Origin of the sequence: Cupriavidus sp. WS (assembly GCF_000395345.1) — a bacterium.
In the GTDB taxonomy this organism is placed as follows: Bacteria; Pseudomonadota; Gammaproteobacteria; order Burkholderiales; family Burkholderiaceae; genus Cupriavidus; species Cupriavidus basilensis_B.
Window position 1 is genome coordinate 1 of sequence record NZ_AQPL01000403.1, and the last position, 15,123, is coordinate 15,123.

Sequence of the window (15,123 nt, forward strand, 5' to 3'; positions counted from 1 at the left end):
GGGCGGGGGGTGGACCCGATAGGAGTCGCAGGGGGGGGCGGACGCGCGCCGGACGCGGGCCGGGGCGCGCTGCCCCGGCCCGCGCGGCGGGGCTCAGGTCACGATCTGCGCCGGCATGCCCAGCGCGGGATCGGACTTGCCGTCCGCGCCGGTTTCCAGGCGGCCGGCGAAGCGCCGCTGGAAGCCGCCCTGGGGCACCGTGACGACGAAGTCGTACCAGTTGTCCTGCAGGTTCAGCGGCCAGTGCTGGTCGAGCTGCTTGCCGGCCGGGATGTCGAACGACCACGGGCCGTCGGCGCGGTAGGCGCCCGGCTTGACGGTGAAGGTGCAGGGCGCCGCGCCGGTGTTGATCATGGTCAGGTAGACCGCGGCATTGGCCACGTCGTAGCACACGCGGATTTCCGGCGCGGTGCCGCCGGTGGCCGCCACGGCGCTGACGTTGCCCTTGAAGCTGCGGTGGAAGCCGTTCGGGCCGGTGATCCACAGGTCGTACTTGCCGCCGTCGGCGGCGTAGACGTCCCAGCTGTCGTGCAGTTCCTTGCCGGGCTCGACCGCGTAGCGGCGCGGCACGCGGTCCAGGTGCAGGCGGTCGTACACGTGGAACACGGCGGCGGCGGTGCCGCTGTTGCTGAACAGCAGCCACATGGCGCGCGACACCGGGTCCTCGCGCCCGCTCACGTGCAGCTCGTAGGGCAGCGCGCGCGACGGGCGCTGGCCGACTTCCTGGTTGGCCGGCGCGGCTGCCTGCGCGCTCTCGCTGGGCACCGGCACCTGCGCCTGCGCTTCCTGCGCGGTGCGCAGGGCGTCGGCGCCGGCCTTGGTGCTGGCCGGGATGGCCGGCAGCGCCGCGCTGTTCGGGCTGACGAAGTTGAAGGCCGAGAGCAGGTCGCCGCAGACGGCGCGGCGATAGGCGCTGATGTTGGCCTCGGCCACGCCGAAGCGGGCTTCGAGGAAGCGCAGCACCGAGGTGTGGTCGAACACCTGCGAGTTGACCCAGCCGCCGCGGCTCCACGGCGACACCACGTACATCGGCACGCGCGGGCCGGGGCCGTAGGGGTGCTTGTCGGTGTGGTACTCGCCGTCGGTGGCGATGGTGGACTTGCCGGCCAGCACGCCGTTGCTGTCGTAGGCGGGCGCGCACGGCGGCGGCACGTGGTCGAAGAAGCCGTCGTTCTCGTCGAAGTTGATCAGCAGGACGGTGCGGCTCCAGATGTCCGGGTTGGCGGTCAGCGCGTTGAGCACTTCCTGCGTGTACCAGGCGCCTTGCACCGGGCTGGAAGGCCCGGGGTGCTCGGAGTAGTTGGCCGGCGCCACGATCCACGACACCTGCGGCAGCGTGCCGGCGGCGATGTCGTCCTTGAACGACTGCAGGAAGCCGTTGTCGGGCATGGTATTGCCGATGCCCTTGATGAGCGGGTTGATGGCTTCATCGGTGGCCGCGCTGTACGCGGTGTAGGGGCTGCCGTTGGCCGCGTTGCCCTTGGCCTCGTTGGCCTTGCGGTACTGCACGAAGCCGGCCAGCGGGTTGTCGGTGAAGTTGTCCGGCATGTTCTGGTAGAGCTTCCAGCTCACGCCGGCGGCCTGCAGGCGTTCCGGGTAGGTGGTCCAGGTGTAGCCGCTGGTGGAGGCGCCCATCGAGTCGCCGCTGTTGTCGATCACGGGGCCGCCGCGGGCGCCGGTGGGATCGTTGGTGCCGGTCCAGTGGAACAGGCGGTTGGTGTTGGTGCCGCCGTGGAAGCTGCAGTGGTACGCATCGCACAGCGTGAAGGCGTTGGCCAGCGCGAACTGGAAGCCCAGCTCGGCCTCGGTGTAGTAGCCCATCGACTGGGTGTTCTTGTAGGTCGGCCACTTGTTCATGCGGCCCAGGTCCCAGGCGTTCTGCGCGTCGGGATAGCTGTGCGGGGTGCCGTTGACGCGCTGGGCGTTGCCCTGCGTGCTGTCCAGGTGGTACGGGCGCACGATGCGGTTGGTATAGCCCTGCTGCCACACGTCGAGGCCGCCGGCCAGCGGGATCGGGAACCGCTCGCCGAAGCCGCGCACGCCCTTGAACGTGCCGAAGTAGTTGTCGAAGGAACGGTTCTCCTGCATCAGGATCACCACGTACTCCACGTCGCGGATGGTGCCGGTGGCGTTGTTGGCGGGAATCGCCAGCGCGCGGCGGATCGACGGCGGGAAGGCGGCCAGCGCCGCGGCCGCGGCGGTGGTGCCGCTGGCCATCTTGAGGAAGTTGCGTCTGCTGTGAAGGCTCATCGTTGTCTGTTCTGGCTAGGCTGGTTCGGCGGATCGGTGCGTGCGATGGCGGCCCGGCGCGTGGCGCCGGGCAGGCGCATCAGGGCGCGCAGCGCAGTTTCGGCGTGACGGCGGGCTCCTGCCCCGGCTGCGAAGGCTGGGACGGTTGCGCGGGCTGCTGGGCGCCGGCGGGGCTGCTGTCGTCGCCGCCGCAGGCGGTCAGCGCGGCGCACAGCGCCAGGGCCGCCAGCCAGCCGGGCAGGGCGAGGATCGGTTTGGAAGGCTTCATGTGACGGGCTCTCTTGGGGGGAATCAGGGGTTGAGCGTGGACAGCGGCTGGCGCGAGCCGGTGATGGTCTGCAGTTCGGACAGGCTGAGCTGGCGCGTCCACATGGCCAGGTCGTTGAACTCCATCACGCCCTTGAGCGAGCCGCCGTTGTTGGGCACGTAGGCATGCGTGGCATCGTCGTTGATGCCCCACTGCCCGGTCGCCAGGCCACCCAGCTTGGTCACGTCGGTGTTGGCGATGGCCTTGTTCTCGGTCTTCTGCACGCCGAGCACCGGGTCGATGATGTAGGCGCTGAAGGTCTTGGCCGTGGCGTTGACCGACAGGGCCAGGTAGGCCCACTGGTTGGCGCTGAACGTCATGCCCTGGATGTCGTCGCGCTTGCCGCCGCTGCCGATGTTGAAGCGCACCTCGCAACTGCCGAACAGGCCGAAGGCGATGCCCGCGTTGGCGCCGGACACGTAGTTCTTGTTCGACAGGATCGGCTCGCCGGTGCCGTTGCCCTGCGTGCAGTCGGACTTGAACCAGAAGCCGATGGTGAACTGCGGCGACAGCGCGATGTCGGCGCCGCTCTGCTTGAGCACGTAGGCGTCGATGTTGGAGTTGACCTTCAGCGATTTGGCGCCGAAGTTGTCGGTGCCGAGCGAGCCGCCGTCGGTGCCGGCCACCCACGGGCCGATGGTGGTGGTGCCCTTGGCATCGAGCGCGGGCAGCGTCTCGAAGCTGTAGTACGCGGCGAGGTTGTTGCGCAGCGTGTCGGCCAGCACGATCGGCTTGACGTAGTTGATCTGCGCCTGCAGGGACACGGGCACGCCGTTGCGCACCAGCGTGTAGTTGTAGCGGTACAGGCCGCTGTCGGGCGGGTTGAGCTTGGTGTCTTCGTAGCTGGTGGTGCCGGCGGGCAGCGCGGACTCGATCACCACGCCGTCGCGCAGCAGGGTCATGGGGCCGCTGGCGGTGGTGGGGTTCTGCCAGGACAGCACCAGGGTGTTGCTGAACTGGCCGACCACCGAGCTCATGGCGCGCGCGCCGGCCTCGCCGGTCAGCGCGGCGCCGTCGATCTTGTACTGGGCGGCCGGCAGTGCGGTGCCGCTGTGCGCCAGCAGCGTGGGCAGCAGGTCGGCCTCGCTCGGCATGGCCGAGAGCGCGGCGGCGTTGGCCGGCGCCGCGGGCAGGTTGCCGGCGAGCGCGTTGAAGGGCTTGTTCAGCGCGATGAACGCGGTGCGGTTTTCCACCGTGGGCAGCGTGGTGGTGGCGCCGGTGGCGTCGAGCCCGTGGCTGGCGGTCACGGCGACCAGCCAGTCTTCGCCGGGGTTGGCCTGGCGGCGCGCCTGCACGGCGGCCAGCAGCTTGCCGAGCGCCTGGTCGAAGCCGCTCAGCGCGGTGGCGTAGGCGCCGCCGTTGAAGCCCTGGCTCGCGGCGGCCAGGTCGGGCGCGGTGTACTGGGCGAACACCACGTCGTAGCCGGACTGCACCAGCTTCACGCCTTCCTGCGTCACGCAGTTGTCGTCGTAGGCGCAGTCGCGCAGCGAATCGAGGTTGCCGGCGGCGGCGTCCGCCTTGAGCAGCAGCGGCAGCGCCGCCGCGCCGGTGGCCGCGCCCAGGCGCTGCCGGGTCGCGCCGGTGTTGGCCGCGCGCAGGTACTGGAACAGGCTCGGGGCCTTCAGGCCGGCCGCGGCGGCCTGGTCGTCGGTGACGCCGTGGCGGTCCTGCCAGTTGCCGGTCAGCACCGTGGCCCAGCTCGGCGCGTCGAGCGGCGCCTGTTCGCTGATGGTGCCCAGCCTGCCGCCCGTGGACGACGGCGTGATCGCCAGCGTGGCCAGGTTGGGCATGCCGTGCTGGATCAGCGCATTCTGCAACTGGCTGTAGGTGGCGCCGTCCACGCCGACCAGCAGGATCTTCTTGCCGGCCGCGCCCGGCGTGGCGCCGCCGCTGCCGCCCTGGTCCGGGGCCGCCGTCGCCGGCGCATCGCTACCACCGCCGCACGCGGCCACCACGCCCGCCAGGGCCAGGCTGCACGCCATGCGTGCCTGCTGTTTCCATGCCATGTCTGCTTCCCTCTTTTCCGTTGTTTCTCAAGCCGCGCGCCGCCATCGCGGCGCTGCCGATCACGCTCCCCGTGACGCGTTGGCAGAGTAAGAAAAGGGGTTGTCAGCCGGGTGACATGCAGGCAAAGAATGCTGATGCGCCCATTTGTATTCCTGATGGAACAGGCACGGGCCGGGTGCGGAGGCGATCCGGAAAAGCAAAACGCCCGCGCGAAGGCGGGCGTTGGGAGACGTTGGGTGGTGTTCCGGGGAGACCGGGCCGGGCGCCCGGCCCGGTCTCAGGCCTTGGCGGCCTGCACCTGCGCGCCGTCGTCGCGCACGGTGCGGCGCCCGGCGGCGAGCGCCAGCAGGGCCGCCAGCGCGCAGGCGGCGCCGGCCGCGTACAGCGCCGGGGTGTAGGTCAGCAGCAGCGTGCGCGTCAGGCCGGCGCCGAACGCCGCGGTGGCCGCGCCCACCTGGTGCGCGGCGAAGATCCAGCCGAATACCATCGGCGCGCGCTCCTTGCCGAAGGCCGCGCCCGCCAGCCGCACCGTGGGCGGCACCGTGGCGATCCAGTCCAGGCCGTAGAACATGGCGAAGATCGACAGGCCATACAGCGTGAAGGTGGAGTGCGGCAGCCAGAACAGCGACAGCCCGCGCAGGCCGTAGTACCAGAACAGCAGCTTGCGGCAGTCGTAGCGGTCCGACAGCCAGCCCGACAGGATGGTGCCGACGAAGTCGAAGGCGCCCATCATGGCCAGCGCCCCGGCGGCCGGCACCGCGGCCATGCCGAAGTCCGCGCACAGCGCGATGAAGTGGGTCTGGATCAGGCCGTTGGTGCTCAGGCCGCAGATGAAGAAGGTGCCGGCCAGGACCCAGAAGGTCTGGGTGCGGGCGGCGTCGCGCAGCACCACGAAGGGGCCGCGCAGCGTGAGCGGCGCGGGCGGCTGGGCCGGCGCGGCATGCACCTGCTGCGGAACTTCGCCGTAGGCGGCCAGGCCCACGTCGGACGGGCGGTTGCGCATGAAGCAGAACACCAGCGCGGCCAGCGCGGCGCAGGCCAGCAGCACCGGCAGCACGGCGGTGCGCCAGCCCATGTGCTCGATCAGCCAGGCCGCCACCGGCAGGAACGCCAGCTGCCCGGTGGCCGAGCTGGCCGTGAGGATGCCGATCACCAGCCCGCGCCGCGCGCTGAACCAGCGGCTGGCCACCACCGCGGCCAGCACCAGCGCGGTCAGTCCGGAGCCGATGCCCAGCATCAGGCCCCAGGCGATGAACAGTTGCCACAACTGCGTCGCCACCGTGGCCAGCGCCATGCCGCCGGCGATCAGCGCCAGCGCGGCCCAGACCACGTTGCGCACGCCGAAGCGCTCCATCAGGATGGCCGAGAACGGCGCCATCAGGCCGAACAGCGCGAAGCGCACGGCCAGGATCGACGAGATCTGGTCGGTGTCCCAGCCCATTTCGCGGGTGAGCGGCTTGAGGAAGGCGCCGGGCAGGCCGAGCGCGGCCGACGTGGTCAGCATCACGCCGAAGGTGAGGGCGGCGATCAGCCACGCATAGTGGATGCCGCGCCGGTCGAGCCGGCTGGAAAGCGCTTGAGCAAACATGAATGTTCCGGGGGCGGAGTTCGTTGTGGTTCGGGGTGGGTGCGCGCGTTATGGCGCGAGCGGGCCCAGCAGCATCTCGCGCGCCGCGGCGAGGATCTCGTCGGACAGCGCATCGCCGGCGGTGGCCCGCGCCAGCGTCATCGCACCCAGCAGCATGGACAGCTCGGCCAGCGCCAGCTTGCGGCGCTCGGCCGGGTCGGCGTGCTCGACGGTCTTGATCCAGTCCTCGACCATGACCTTGAGGCCGTCCAGGTAGGCCTGGCGCACCGGCTTGTCCACGGGCTCGCGCGCCACGTCGCTGGCCAGCGCCACCGCCGAGCAGCCTTCGCCGGGCGCGGCGCAGTGCTCCCGCGTCAGGTAGGGCTCGACCAGGTTGGCGCGCATGGCGTGCTTGTCGTCGCCGGCGCGGCCCAGGCGGCGCGCCCAGCGCTGCGCCGATTCCTCGAAGCCGCGCCGGCACGCCAGCGCCACCAGTTCGTCCTTGGAGGCGAAATGCCCGTAGAAGCCGCCGTGGGTCAGCCCGGCCCCGGCCATCAGCTCGGCCACGCTGACGCCGTTGAGTCCGCGTTCGCGGAACAGCCGCGTGGATGCCGCCTCGATCGCTTCGCGGTGCTTTTCCGCCTGTTCTCGTGATGCGCGCGCCATGTTCGTTCTCCTGCCAAAACTTTGCTTGACCGGATTTTATATGACGACCATAATTTATTCAATAGATGTCGACCATCATTTAAGAAGCCGCGGCCCGCCCCCGGGCCGCGGCGCGTGTCCTCACCAAGGAGTGTTTGTCATGCAGAACCTGTTCGATCTCACCGGCCGCGTGGCCGTCGTCACCGGCTCCACCAAGGGCATGGGCCTGGAAATGGCCCGCGCGCTGGGCGCGGCGGGCGCCGCCGTGGTGGTGTCCGGGCGCGACAGCGCCGGCGCCGAAGCGGCCGCCGCCACGCTTGCCGCGGAAGGCATCCAAGCCCGGGGCATCGCCTGCGACATCGCCGACGTGGACAGCGTGCGCGCCTTCGCCGAGCAGGCGCTGGCCGCCTACGGCCGGGTCGACGCGCTGGTGCTCAACGCCGCGGCCGGCGCCACGCCCGGCTCGCTGCTGACGCAGGGGCCGGAGCTGTTCGACCAGGCGATGGGCGGCAACGTGCGCGGCAACCTGATGCTGGTCAACGCGCTGTCGCCGCAGATGATCGCGCGCGGCGACGGCGCCATCGTGTTCACGTCAAGCATCGCCGCCAAGCGCGGCTCGGCCTTCCTCGGCATGTACAGCATCACCAAGGGCGCGACCGACCAGGCCGTGCGCAGCCTGGCGCTGGAGCTCGGCCCGAAGGGCATCAACGTCAATGCCATCAACCCCGGCCCGGTGCGCACCGAGTTCTCGCGCGAGGCGCTGTGGGGCAATCCGGAGCAGGAAGCGCGGCTGGCCGCGGCGATCCCGATGCGGCGCATCGGCGAGGCGAAGGACGTGGCCGGGCTGGCCGTGCTGCTGGCCTCGCCGGCGGGCCGCTTCATCAGCGGGCAGAGCATCGGCGTGGACGGCGCGCTGTCGGTTGCCTGAACGGGTTGCCTGAGCGCGGCGGCGCGTGGCCCGCGCTTTCCTCCGGCCGGCTTCCCAAGCGGCCGCCGATGCGGCAAAGTAGCCGGATTCAAGCTGCCGGACCGGACGCACGGGACCACGCCATGACGCAATCCTCATCCCCACCCGCACCCCAGGCCGAAGCCGATCAGGAGCGCATGCAGGCCGCGCTGGCCGAGGTCTTCGCGCTCGCGCGCGCCGGCGACGCGGCCACGCTCGCCGGCCTGCTCGAGCGCGGCCTGTCGCCCGACCTGCGCAACGAGAAGGGCGACAGCATGCTGATGCTGGCCTGCTACCACGGCCACGCCGAGGCCGCGCGCGTGCTGCTCGCGCGCGGCGCGGCGCCGGACCTGCGCAACGACAACGGCCAGACCCCGCTCGCGGGCGCGGCGTTCAAGGGTTACGCGGAGATTGCCGCGCTGCTGCTGGACCACGGCGCCGACGTCGAGGGCGCCTCGCCCGACGGCCGCACGGCGCTGATGGTGGCGGCGATGTTCGACCGCGCCGCGATCGTCGAGCTGCTGCTCGCGCGTGGTGCCAATGCCGGCGCGCGCGATGCCGGCGGCGCCACCGCCGCGGCGGCCGCGGCCATGATGGGCGCGCGCAATGCCGCGGCGCTGCTGGCGGGGAAGGACGGGCAGTAGCGCGCTATGGCGTCTGTCGGCGCGTGCCAGCGCGTGCCGGCATGCGCCGGCGCGCGGCCGTCAGGCGTGCATCCCCGCGAGCCGCATCACGCCCCGGAGCAGCAGCGCGGCCACGCCGAGCGCCGCCACGCTGGCGATCCAGATCGCCAGCAGCCAGCCCACGCGCGCCAGCCAGCCGCGCGGCGCGGGGCCGTCCTCGCGCCGGTTCGCGGCCATCAGTGATACCCCTCGCCGTGCCTGACCTTGCCGCGGAACACGTAATACGCCCACACCGTGTACATCAGGATGAACGGGATGATGAACAGGGCGCCGACCAGCGTGAAGCCCTGGCTCTGCGGCGGCGCGGCGGCGTCCCAGATCGAGATGCTGGGCGGCACGATGTTCGGCCACACGCTGATGGCCAGCCCGCTGTAGCCGAGGAAGACCAGCGCCAGCGTGTAGAGGAACGGCGCGATGCGCGCGTCGGCGCGCAATGAGCGCACCAGCCGGTACATGCACAGCAGCACCAGCAGCGGCACCGGCGCGAACCAGATCAGGTTGGGCAGGCTGAACCAGCGCGCGGCGATGCGCGGCTGCGCCAGCGGCGTCCAGATGCTGATCACGGCGATCACGCCGAGCAGGACCCAGGCCAGCCGGCCGGTGAGATGGAGCATGCGCCGGTGCAGGTCGCCTTCGGTCTTGACGATCAGCCAGGTGCTGCCCAGCACGGTGTAGGCCACCGCCACGCCGACGCCGCAGAACAGCGGGAACGGCTGCAGCCAGTCCAGCGGGCCGCCGGCGAAGACGCGGCCGCTGACGCGGATGCCGTCGATGTACGCGCCCAGCGCCACGCCCTGGAAGAAGGCCGCCGCCAGCGAGCCGCAGATGAAGGCCTTGTCCCACACGTGGCGCTCGCGGTCGTTGGCCTTGAAGCGGAACTCGAACGCCACGCCGCGGAAGATCAGTCCGAGCAGCATCAGGACCAGCGGCAGGTAGAGCGCGCTGAGCACCACCGAGTAGGCCAGCGGGAAGGCGGCCAGCAGGCCGGCGCCGCCGAGCACCAGCCAGGTCTCGTTGCCGTCCCACACCGGTGCCACGGTGTTCATCATCACGTCGCGGTCATGGCGGTCCGGCACGAAGGCATAGAGCATGCCGATGCCGAGGTCGAAGCCGTCCATCACCACGTACATCATCACCCCGAAAAAGATGATGACGGCCCAGATCAAAGAGAGGTCGACACCCATGTTCAGCTCCCGGAAGTGTTGATGGCGGGCACGTCGCCGCGGTCGTCGACGGCGGACAGCGGGCGCGCCGGCGTGTGCGCCGGATGGCCCGGACGGGCGGCGTCCTCGTTCTCATCGTCGTCGCCTTCGTGCATGACCGGGCCCTTGCGCACCAGCCGCATCATGTAGGCGATGCCCACGCCGAACACGAACACATAGGCCACCACGAACAGCGCCAGCGTCAGCGCGAGCTCGGGCGCGCCGTGCGGCGAGACCGCGTCGGCGGTGCGCATCACGCCGTACACCACCCACGGCTGGCGCCCGATCTCGGTGGTGAACCAGCCGGCCAGCAGCGCCACCAGCCCGGCCGGGCCCATCCACAGCGCCACGCGCAGGAACGCGCGCGCGCGGTAGAGCGCCTCGCCGCGGCGCAGCAGCAGGCTCCACAGGCCGAGCAGGATCATCAGCACGCCCAGCCCGACCATCACGCGGAAGCTCCAGAACAGGATGGTGGCGTTGGGCCGGTCCTGCGGCGGGAACGCCTTCAGGCCGGGGATCTGGCCGTCCAGCGTGTGCGTCAGGATGAGGCTGCCCAGGCGCGGGATCTCCAGCGCGAAGCGGGTTTCCTCGCGCGCCATGTCGGGCCAGCCGAACACGATCAGCGGCAGCGGCTCGTTGCCGCGGTTTTCCCAGTGGCCTTCCAGCGCGGCGATCTTGGCCGGCTGGTGGGCGAGCGTGTTGATGCCGTGCATGTCGCCGATCACGGCCTGCACGGGCGCGACCACCAGCAGCATCCACATCGCCATCGACAGCATCTTGCGGATGGCCGGGTTGTCGCGCCCGCGCAGCAGGTGCCACGCGGCGGAGGCGCCGACGAACAGCGCCGTGGCGAGGAAGGCCGCCACGCTCATGTGCGCCAGCCGGTACGGGAACGACGGATTGAAGATCACGCGCAGCCAGTCCACCGGCACCACGCGGCCGTCGATGATCTCGTAGCCCTGCGGGGTCTGCATCCAGCTGTTGGAAGCGAGGATCCACGTGGCCGAGATCAGCGTGCCGAGCGCGACCATCAGGGTGGCGAAGAAGTGCAGGCCGGGGCCGACCTTCTTCCAGCCGAACAGCATCACGCCGAGGAAGCCCGCCTCGAGGAAGAACGCGGTCAGCACCTCGTAGGTCAGCAGCGGGCCGGTCACGCTGCCGGCGAAGTCGGAGAAGAAGCTCCAGTTGGTGCCGAACTGGTAGGCCATCACCAGCCCGGACACCACGCCCATGCCGAAGTTGACCGCGAAGATCTTGGACCAGAAGTGGTACAGGTCGCGGTAGACCGGGTTCTGCGTGCGCAGCCAGCAGCCTTCCAGCACGGCGAGGTAGCTGGCCATGCCGATGGTGATGGCGGGAAAGATGATGTGGAACGAGATGGTGAACCCGAACTGGATCCGGGCGAGGTCGAGCGCACTCAGGCCGGGCATGGCGTGGTCTCCGTGAGGCGGGGGTGGGCCGGGGTGGCTTGTCCAAGACACCGGCCGGCGCGTGGGGATAGCGTAGACCACGGCGCGAGCGCATTGAAGGGCGCTTGCGGGCGGGGGCGCACGCGATGTGGCGCGGATGCCGCGGGCGGGCGGCGGCGGGGGCGGAAGCCTGCCCGGGCGGGCAGGCCTGATGCGGGGTTGTCCATGTGCGGAGGCCGGATATTGGGCTTGCGCCCGGAGCGCGGACCGCGCCCCGGCGCATGCGATGGACCCCATGCTACCGGCGGCCCGGCGTGGATAACAGAAGCAAATGCGCTTAAAAAGACGGTATCAGTCTGCTGCGCTGCGGTATAACGCCGCAGCGCCCGGGCGCTGCCCGCCGTTTCAGCGGCTCAACCCGCGTGCCGCCACCGGCCACACGCAGGCCACGGTGCCGCCGCGCACGCCGACGATGTCGTCGTACAGGTTGAGGGTCGGATCGCAATGGCCGGGCACCAGCAGCACCTGGCTGCCCAGCGCCGGCAGCAGCGGGGCGGCGCGCGCGCCCGGCGCCGGCAGCGCCTCGACGATGCCGTGCTCGTCGTTGGCGGCCACGTAGGCCAGCGCGAGGTCGTGGCCGTCCGCGCCCCAGACCAGCGGCAGGCCGGAGTCCACCGCCATCGACTTCAGCCCCGCGTCCAGCACCACGCGCGGCGTGGCCGGCGCGGGCGCCGTGGCGGCGGCCACGCTCATGACCGTGCTGGCGATGAACAGGCTGTGCTCGAAGCGCAGCGCGCCGCCGTATTCGTTGCGGCCGTAGTCGCCGTCCATGAAGACGTAGGAGCCGGGCTGGATCTCGGTGTAGACGCCGCTGGCGAGGTCGAACTCCACGCTGCCGCTGCCGCCGCCAGTGACCGTGGCGCAGGCCACGCCGGCCTCCGCCAGCGCGGCCACCACGGCCGCGGTGCGGGCCGCGGCTTCGGCCGCCGCGCGCTTGCGCGCGGCGTACTCGCGCACGTGCTGGATGCCGCCCTGGTAGGCCTGCAGGCCGCGGAACGCCAGCCGCGCATGGGCCTGGACGGCCTGCGCCAGCCGCAGCGCGGCGGCGGCGCCGGCCACGCCGCAGCGGCCCTGGCCCACGTCGATCTCGACGAACACGCCGATGGTGCTGCCGGCGTGCTCTGCGGCTGCGGCCAGCGCCTCGACCTGGCGCGCGTCGTCCACGCACACGCTCATGCGCGCATGCAGGGCGAGCCGCGCCAGCAGCGCGGCCTTGGCCGGCCCGGCGATCTCGTTGCTGATGTGGATGTCGGTCACGCCGGCCCGCACGAACGGCACCGCCTCGCTGACTTTCTGGCAGCAGATGCCGGCCGCGCCGCGCGCGATCTGCGCCAGCGCGATGGCCGGGCATTTGTGCGCCTTGGCATGCGGGCGCAGTTGCACGCCGGCCTGGCTGGCGGCCTGCTGCATGCGCGCGAGGTTGCGCTCGAAGGCGTCCAGGTCGAGCACCAGCGCGGGGGTGTCGATGGCGGTCACGGGCTGGCCGGGCTCGGCGGCGGGCGGCAACCGCAGGTCCGGCAAGGCGAGCGAAGCCGGCGAGGCGGGCGTGGCGTGGGTCATGGGGCGGGTGGTCCTGGGCTGGATGGCAAGGCGGAGCCTGGCCGTGCCTGCGATGATGTGGGGTGCGGGCCGGCGCTGTCAAATCGGCCGGCGGCGCCTCCCATGCGGACCTGTGCCGGCGCCGCCGCCGCGCGCGCCGCCGGCCTGGCGGCGGATGACAAGCGGGCCGATTCGGCGCATAGTTTGCGGCTTTCGCACGATGCGCCCCGCGCACTTGCCGCCAGCGGCATCCTGACTCCCGATGGACTTTCCTCTCCTGATCGTGGCGCTCGGCGCCGTGGTGGCCGGCTTCGTGCAGGGCCTGTCCGGGTTTGCCTTCGGCATGGTGGCGATGTCGTTCTGGGTATGGACGGTGGAGCCGCGGCTGGCGGCGGCGATGGCGGTGTTCGGCTCGCTCACCGGGCAGGTGGTGGCGGCGCTCACGGTGCGGCGCGGCTTCTCGCCGCGGCAGTTGCTGCCGTTCGTGGCCGGCGGCGTGCTCGGCATTCCCATCGGCGTGGCCGTGCTGCCGATGCTCGACGCCAACCTGTTCAAGGCTTGCCTGGGCGCGTTCCTGGTGATCTGGTGCCCGCTCATGCTGTTGTCCGCGCAGCTGCCGCGCGTGCGCTTCGGCGGGCGCCTGGCCGATGGCCTGGCCGGCACCGCCGGCGGCATCATGGGCGGCATCGGCGGCTTCAGCGGCGTGATTCCCACGCTGTGGTGCACGCTGCGCGGGCTGCCCAAGGACGAGCAGCGCGCCATCATCCAGAACTTCAACCTGGCCACGCTGGCGGTGACGATGGCGACCTACGTCGGCACCGGCATCGTCACGCGCGACATGGTGCCGATGTTCCTGGTGGTGGGCCCGGCCATGCTGGTGCCGAGCATCCTCGGCGCGCGGCTGTACATCGGCATCAGCGAGATCGCCTTCCGCCGCATCGTGCTGAGCCTGCTGACGGCCTCGGGCGTGGTGCTGCTGACCGCCTCGCTGCCGCGGCTGCTGGCAGCGGCGCACTAAACGCCGGGCGCCGCGCGCCTTCGGGGATGGAGGATGCCGCTGCCGCTGCGCGCGAACCGGCTCGCGGCGGCATGGCAAAGTCCCGCGCCGGCTAGCCTGCCGCGGCGAACGCCGCCACCGCCGCCATCGTCTCGGGCGCCGGCGACGCGCAGGCTCGCAGCGCGAGCGGGCGCTGTCCGGCCAGCGTCAGTTCGGCGGCCTGCCCGCCGAAGCGCAGCACGCCTTCTTCGAACACGCGCCGCTGCGGCAGCGGCGCACCGGGCTCCTCCGCCATCGACACGAAGCGCAGCGGCTGCGCGCGCGGCGGCGAGTGCGCGCCGTCCAGCCACAGCCACTGGTAGAGGCGCGCGCGCGGCGTGCCGGCGGGCAGGCCGAGCCGCTTGATCTCGAGCACGGTGCCCGCGTCCGCGCCGAACGCGAACAGGATGCGCAAGGCGGGCGCGGCCGGCGGGGAGGGCGGATCTTGTGTCATGGGCGTGGCCGGGTCCGGTGTCGCGGGGAGCGCGATTCTACCGGATTCGTCCGCCGCATCCGGATGCACGGGACGATGCGCGCGGCGACATGCCGCGCATATCGATAGGCGAACACCTTCATTCCGCGCCACAGGGCGCGGCGCTAACATCGCTGCCACGCGAGCCGGCGTCACGAGCGCCGGCCGCGCCCCTCACCACAGCGGCCGCTCCGGCCGCGACCAACCTTCGTGGAGACTGCATGCAGCGCCGTACCCTGTTCAAATCCATCGCCCTGGCCGCCACCATCGCCGTGCTGCCGGGCTTCGCCGCGCAGTCCGCGCTCGCCGCCGACCAGGTGGTGCGCCTCGGCACCATGAGCGGCCCCGACGCGCAGATCTGGGAAGTCGTGCGCACCGTGGCCAAGCGCAGCGGCCTGGATGTGAAGATCGTCGAGTTCAACGACTACGCCCAGCCCAACGCCGCGCTCGACGCCGGCGACCTCGACGCCAACGGCTTCCAGCACCAGCCTTTCCTCGACAGCCAGATCGAGGCGCGCCACTACAAGATCGCCAACGTGGGCCTGACCTACGTGGCGCCGATGGGCTTCTACTCGAAGAAGTTCAAGTCGCTCAAGGACCTGCCCGAAGGCGCCAAGGTCGGCATCCAGAACGATCCCTCCAACGGCAACCGCGCGCTGCTGCTGTTGCAGAAGGAAGGCCTCATCACGCTGCGCGACGGCGCCGGCAAGAGCGGCAAGAACGCCACGCCGCTCGACATCGCCGCCAACCCGCGCAAGCTCAAGATCGTCGAGCTCGATTCGGCCATCCTGCCGCGCTCGCTCGACGACCTCGCCGCCGCCTCGATCAACACCGACTACGCCGTCAAGGCCGGCCTGAACCCCACGCGCGACGCCATCGCCATCGAAGACCTGCGCGGCCCCTACGCCAACCTGATCGCGGTGCGCGCGCAGGACAAGGACAAGCCGTGGGTCAAGCCGCTGGTGTCGGCCTACCAGTCGCAGGAAGTGCGCGACTTCCT

General features: G+C 71.3%; 14 protein-coding genes. 4 read left to right on the forward strand and 10 right to left on the reverse strand.

The window, feature by feature from the left end:
* Window positions 1-93: 93 nt before the first annotated feature.
* The 5 genes from K206_RS0128355 to K206_RS0128375 all read right to left on the reverse strand — a co-directional run bounded on the left by K206_RS0128355 (window position 94) and on the right by K206_RS0128375 (window position 6,797).
* The gene (locus K206_RS0128355; RefSeq protein WP_029044191.1) at window positions 94-2,250 is read right to left on the reverse strand and encodes a phosphocholine-specific phospholipase C; all 2,157 of its coding nucleotides are present in this window, start codon (window positions 2,248-2,250) and stop codon (window positions 94-96) included.
* Window positions 2,251-2,329: 79 nt separating this feature from the next.
* Window positions 2,330-2,518, reverse strand: a complete 189-nt coding sequence (locus K206_RS0128360) for a hypothetical protein (protein ID WP_020205752.1) — start codon at window positions 2,516-2,518, stop codon at window positions 2,330-2,332.
* 23 nt (window positions 2,519-2,541) lie between these two features.
* Window positions 2,542-4,563 (reverse strand): LamG-like jellyroll fold domain-containing protein, encoded by a 2,022-nt coding sequence (locus K206_RS0128365; protein ID WP_029044192.1) that lies wholly within the window; start codon window positions 4,561-4,563, stop codon window positions 2,542-2,544.
* A gap of 278 nt (window positions 4,564-4,841) precedes the next feature.
* A complete protein-coding gene (locus K206_RS0128370) occupies window positions 4,842-6,152 on the reverse strand; it encodes an MFS transporter (protein WP_020205754.1) in 1,311 nt (436 codons plus the stop codon).
* A gap of 48 nt (window positions 6,153-6,200) precedes the next feature.
* Window positions 6,201-6,797, reverse strand: coding sequence for a TetR/AcrR family transcriptional regulator (locus tag K206_RS0128375; protein WP_020205755.1), 597 nt, complete (start codon window positions 6,795-6,797; stop codon window positions 6,201-6,203).
* Window positions 6,798-6,936: 139 nt separating this feature from the next.
* Between K206_RS0128375 and K206_RS0128385 the strand changes: the two genes are divergently transcribed.
* Both K206_RS0128385 and K206_RS39550 read left to right on the forward strand, forming a co-directional pair.
* The gene (locus K206_RS0128385; protein ID WP_020205756.1) at window positions 6,937-7,704 is read left to right on the forward strand and encodes an SDR family NAD(P)-dependent oxidoreductase; all 768 of its coding nucleotides are present in this window, start codon (window positions 6,937-6,939) and stop codon (window positions 7,702-7,704) included.
* Between the two features lie 122 nt (window positions 7,705-7,826).
* On the forward strand, window positions 7,827-8,366 hold the full coding sequence (locus K206_RS39550) for an ankyrin repeat domain-containing protein (RefSeq protein ID WP_043367183.1): 540 nt from the start codon (window positions 7,827-7,829) through the stop codon (window positions 8,364-8,366).
* A gap of 60 nt (window positions 8,367-8,426) precedes the next feature.
* Here K206_RS39550 and K206_RS41940 read toward each other — a convergent pair whose 3' ends face one another.
* The 4 genes from K206_RS41940 to K206_RS0128415 form a co-directional block, all read right to left on the reverse strand.
* Window positions 8,427-8,582, reverse strand: a complete 156-nt coding sequence (locus tag K206_RS41940; protein WP_020205758.1) for a DUF2474 family protein — start codon at window positions 8,580-8,582, stop codon at window positions 8,427-8,429.
* Window positions 8,582-9,589: a cytochrome d ubiquinol oxidase subunit II gene (gene cydB, locus K206_RS0128405; RefSeq protein ID WP_029044195.1), complete on the reverse strand. Its 1,008-nt coding sequence runs from the start codon at window positions 9,587-9,589 to the stop codon at window positions 8,582-8,584. The genes K206_RS41940 and cydB overlap by 1 nt, the downstream gene beginning before the upstream one ends.
* 2 nt (window positions 9,590-9,591) lie before the next feature.
* The gene (locus tag K206_RS0128410) at window positions 9,592-11,037 is read right to left on the reverse strand and encodes a cytochrome ubiquinol oxidase subunit I (protein WP_020205760.1); all 1,446 of its coding nucleotides are present in this window, start codon (window positions 11,035-11,037) and stop codon (window positions 9,592-9,594) included.
* A gap of 384 nt (window positions 11,038-11,421) precedes the next feature.
* Window positions 11,422-12,636, reverse strand: coding sequence for a DSD1 family PLP-dependent enzyme (locus tag K206_RS0128415; protein ID WP_020205761.1), 1,215 nt, complete (start codon window positions 12,634-12,636; stop codon window positions 11,422-11,424).
* Window positions 12,637-12,877: 241 nt separating this feature from the next.
* Between K206_RS0128415 and K206_RS0128420 the strand changes: the two genes are divergently transcribed.
* Entirely contained in the window at window positions 12,878-13,633 is a 756-nt protein-coding gene (locus tag K206_RS0128420; RefSeq protein WP_020205762.1) for a sulfite exporter TauE/SafE family protein, read from the forward strand.
* A 91-nt stretch (window positions 13,634-13,724) separates the two neighbouring features.
* Here K206_RS0128420 and K206_RS0128425 read toward each other — a convergent pair whose 3' ends face one another.
* Window positions 13,725-14,105 (reverse strand): hypothetical protein, encoded by a 381-nt coding sequence (locus K206_RS0128425; RefSeq protein ID WP_155888303.1) that lies wholly within the window; start codon window positions 14,103-14,105, stop codon window positions 13,725-13,727.
* A 239-nt stretch (window positions 14,106-14,344) separates the two neighbouring features.
* On the opposite strand from K206_RS0128425, the gene K206_RS0128430 reads away from it, so the two are divergent.
* The coding region (locus K206_RS0128430; protein WP_020205764.1) for a MetQ/NlpA family ABC transporter substrate-binding protein at window positions 14,345-15,123 on the forward strand (779 nt) is incomplete at its 3' end.

Bases quoted from the DNA above. Each gene is read 5' to 3' on its own strand.
- K206_RS0128355 (WP_029044191.1), bottom strand. From the start codon at position 2,250: ATGAGCCTTCACAGCAGACGCAACTTCCTCAAGATGGCCAGCGGCACC.
- K206_RS0128360 (WP_020205752.1), bottom strand. From the start codon at position 2,518: ATGAAGCCTTCCAAACCGATCCTCGCCCTGCCCGGCTGGCTGGCGGCC.
- K206_RS0128365 (WP_029044192.1), bottom strand. From the start codon at position 4,563: ATGGCATGGAAACAGCAGGCACGCATGGCGTGCAGCCTGGCCCTGGCG.
- K206_RS0128370 (WP_020205754.1), bottom strand. From the start codon at position 6,152: ATGTTTGCTCAAGCGCTTTCCAGCCGGCTCGACCGGCGCGGCATCCAC.
- K206_RS0128375 (WP_020205755.1), bottom strand. From the start codon at position 6,797: ATGGCGCGCGCATCACGAGAACAGGCGGAAAAGCACCGCGAAGCGATC.
- K206_RS0128385 (WP_020205756.1), top strand. From the start codon at position 6,937: ATGCAGAACCTGTTCGATCTCACCGGCCGCGTGGCCGTCGTCACCGGC.
- K206_RS39550 (WP_043367183.1), top strand. From the start codon at position 7,827: ATGACGCAATCCTCATCCCCACCCGCACCCCAGGCCGAAGCCGATCAG.
- K206_RS41940 (WP_020205758.1), bottom strand. From the start codon at position 8,582: ATGGCCGCGAACCGGCGCGAGGACGGCCCCGCGCCGCGCGGCTGGCTG.
- cydB (WP_029044195.1), bottom strand. From the start codon at position 9,589: ATGGGTGTCGACCTCTCTTTGATCTGGGCCGTCATCATCTTTTTCGGG.
- K206_RS0128410 (WP_020205760.1), bottom strand. From the start codon at position 11,037: ATGCCCGGCCTGAGTGCGCTCGACCTCGCCCGGATCCAGTTCGGGTTC.
- K206_RS0128415 (WP_020205761.1), bottom strand. From the start codon at position 12,636: ATGACCCACGCCACGCCCGCCTCGCCGGCTTCGCTCGCCTTGCCGGAC.
- K206_RS0128420 (WP_020205762.1), top strand. From the start codon at position 12,878: ATGGACTTTCCTCTCCTGATCGTGGCGCTCGGCGCCGTGGTGGCCGGC.
- K206_RS0128425 (WP_155888303.1), bottom strand. From the start codon at position 14,105: ATGACACAAGATCCGCCCTCCCCGCCGGCCGCGCCCGCCTTGCGCATC.